The organism is Chitinophaga sp. (assembly GCF_035761305.1).
Taxonomy (GTDB): domain Bacteria; phylum Bacteroidota; class Bacteroidia; order Chitinophagales; family Chitinophagaceae; genus Chitinophaga.
In genome coordinates this window covers 1-2094 of sequence record NZ_DASTRI010000049.1, presented here as the reverse complement: position 1 = coordinate 2094, position 2094 = coordinate 1, and the positions used below count along the sequence as shown (strand labels likewise).

Below are 2094 nucleotides of genomic sequence, written 5' to 3'. Positions count from 1 at the left end.
CGTTATTTCCGGGTCCATTCTTCATGTATGGGATCGCCTTTGGAGCTTTTGCCGCTATGGTCCCATTTATTACCGTTCACGGCGCCTTTAAATTCAAGGGAAGCGCCTACCCGGCTGTTATCGCGTGAAAAGAAATCGATGTTTTCCGTGTACACGTTGTTCTCGAAAGTGTAGGTGCCGCCGCCGGTGCCAAAAAATTCGCCGGTTTGCGTATTGATGGCCACCCATTGGAACCGGGTGCCGGTTAGTATTTTAATTGTTTTACGGGGACCAGGCTGCATGGGGCTCATTTTACCGTCGCGGTCACGGGCGGTTATCTGCCAGCAGCCGGCAAGGGCGGCGCTGCCGTCATCCAGGCGGCTGAAGGTATAGCGCTGGCCATCCAGGTTAACTACTAAATTTTCGCCTTCAAAATCTGCCGATGCATCCGGGTGCTGGCCTACCTGCGATTTGTTGGCGGAGTTAAACTCAATATTAGTGGTGGCGCTGTGGTCGCCGGTGCCTACCCAGGTGCCGCCCATAGTGGATATAAACCGGTGCGGGGTGTAGCTGGTAACCGTAAAGTAATCGGGGGTAATAAGCATAACCGTGGTAACAGAGTCGGTTTGCGCCTGCCAGGCGCCCACCACGAAGGATTGCGCTTTCCCCTGCTGCAGGCCTAGTACGGTAAGCAGCAGGCAAATACAGGTGGTTGCTAAAGTTTTCATGTATGTGAATGATTAGTGGGCATATTTCAGCAGCTGCGCTATCATGGTGTCAGCTGTTTTGCTGTACTCCGCCTCATACTTCTGCATCAGCGCTTCCCGGGTAGTGGAGGCTCCTTTCTTTTGTCCCTCCCACAGTACAGAAAGGGAGGCGTATGGCGGCAGCACCAGGCCGATGGCGTTCACGAAATTACTGATATTTCCTATGATATGCTGCGCCCCATCGGAGTCGCCGGTAATAATAATACCGGCGGCTTTGCCGGCCAGCTTTGACGGTTGCCCGGCCAGAATACCGTCGTGCACATGATCCAGCCGCTCAATTACCTTTTGTATTTCAGATGAATGGCCGCCCCACCATATGGGTGTTGCAAAAATAATGAGCTGTGCCGCGGTAAGCTTGTCCAGAATAGCGGGCCATGCATCGCCCTCTCCCATATTTGTATAGGTACCGGGCAAAATACGCTCCTTTACCAGGTGAATGATCTCGCATTCCACCTGCTGCTTTTCCAGCTTTTGCTGAAAGAACGCTGAGAGCACCGCTGTGTTGGAAACGCCCTCCTTTTTCAGCGTGCCTAGCAATATTACAGCTTTCATAATTGTAACTTTTATAACAGGTGGTCACAATTGATGTGCCGCGATTGATGAGGGAACGCTGCTGTAAAGGAAGTTTTACTGTACGTTGTCGAGGCAGCGTTTAATGGTAGCCAGCAGATCAGCAGAAATAAAAGGCTTTTCCATAAAAACGGCTGCACAGCGCCTGGCTACATCTGCTATATCAGGCGTACCGGAAATAATAATTACAGGAATATTTTTGGTTAAGGGACTGCCTTTCAGGTGCTGGCAAATTTCCCACTCATTTAATGTTAAAAAACGGCTGTTGATGATGAACAGGTCAGGTATAGAAAAATCGTACTTCAATAGCTGACTATCGGATGATACATGGTCTATTGCATACCCATGAACTTGCAGTAGCTGCTTGTAAAAGAAAACTGCTTCAATATTCCGCTCTATAATTAGTATGTTTTTTTCCATTGCAATAATCCAGATAATCGGTTTAGAAATCCCCCAAATAGTGATGAATGTGCCGGAGCTTAGCCGGAACGGGCTTAGTACTGATGGTAATTCATTACAGTGATGCTGACAGGGTTAAACGCATGTGTAACGGGCGTATCATCTCAGCAGCGAGCAATGTTTCAGGAAAATCTTTTCCCGGCCGGAGGTATACGTAAAAATGAGGGTATTGTCGTAAGATGCATCAATGCAAACGGAGATGCCGTCTAAAAAGAAAGTAACGGGTAATATAAAAAGCTTCCTGGGTGTTAAGTTCCTGCTGATCTCAAGGGCTGCCTCACGTGAGCGGAAAACAGCATGGTGGGCAGGCTTGTCGTTT

At 48.9% G+C, this 2094-nt stretch carries 4 protein-coding genes; all 4 read right to left on the bottom strand.

The annotated features are described in order from the left end of the window. Positions 1 to 2: 2 nt before the first annotated feature. On the bottom strand, positions 3 to 707 hold the full coding sequence (locus VFS25_RS04720; protein WP_326460968.1) for a hypothetical protein: 705 nt from the start codon (positions 705 to 707) through the stop codon (positions 3 to 5). Positions 708 to 719: 12 nt separating this feature from the next. Beyond that, complete coding sequence (locus VFS25_RS04715; protein WP_326460967.1) at positions 720 to 1298, bottom strand: flavodoxin family protein; 579 nt, start codon at positions 1296 to 1298, stop codon at positions 720 to 722. 75 nt (positions 1299 to 1373) lie between these two features. Continuing rightward, the gene (locus tag VFS25_RS04710; protein ID WP_326460966.1) at positions 1374 to 1736 is read right to left on the bottom strand and encodes a hypothetical protein; all 363 of its coding nucleotides are present in this window, start codon (positions 1734 to 1736) and stop codon (positions 1374 to 1376) included. Positions 1737 to 1874: 138 nt separating this feature from the next. Further along, a partial coding sequence (locus tag VFS25_RS04705; protein ID WP_326460965.1) for a hypothetical protein occupies positions 1875 to 2094 on the bottom strand: 220 nt, incomplete at its 5' end.

Excerpts from the sequence above, each read along its gene's own strand:
- VFS25_RS04720 (WP_326460968.1), bottom strand. The coding sequence starts at position 707 with ATGAAAACTTTAGCAACCACCTGTATTTGCCTGCTGCTTACCGTACTA.
- VFS25_RS04715 (WP_326460967.1), bottom strand. The coding sequence starts at position 1,298 with ATGAAAGCTGTAATATTGCTAGGCACGCTGAAAAAGGAGGGCGTTTCC.
- VFS25_RS04710 (WP_326460966.1), bottom strand. The coding sequence starts at position 1,736 with ATGGAAAAAAACATACTAATTATAGAGCGGAATATTGAAGCAGTTTTC.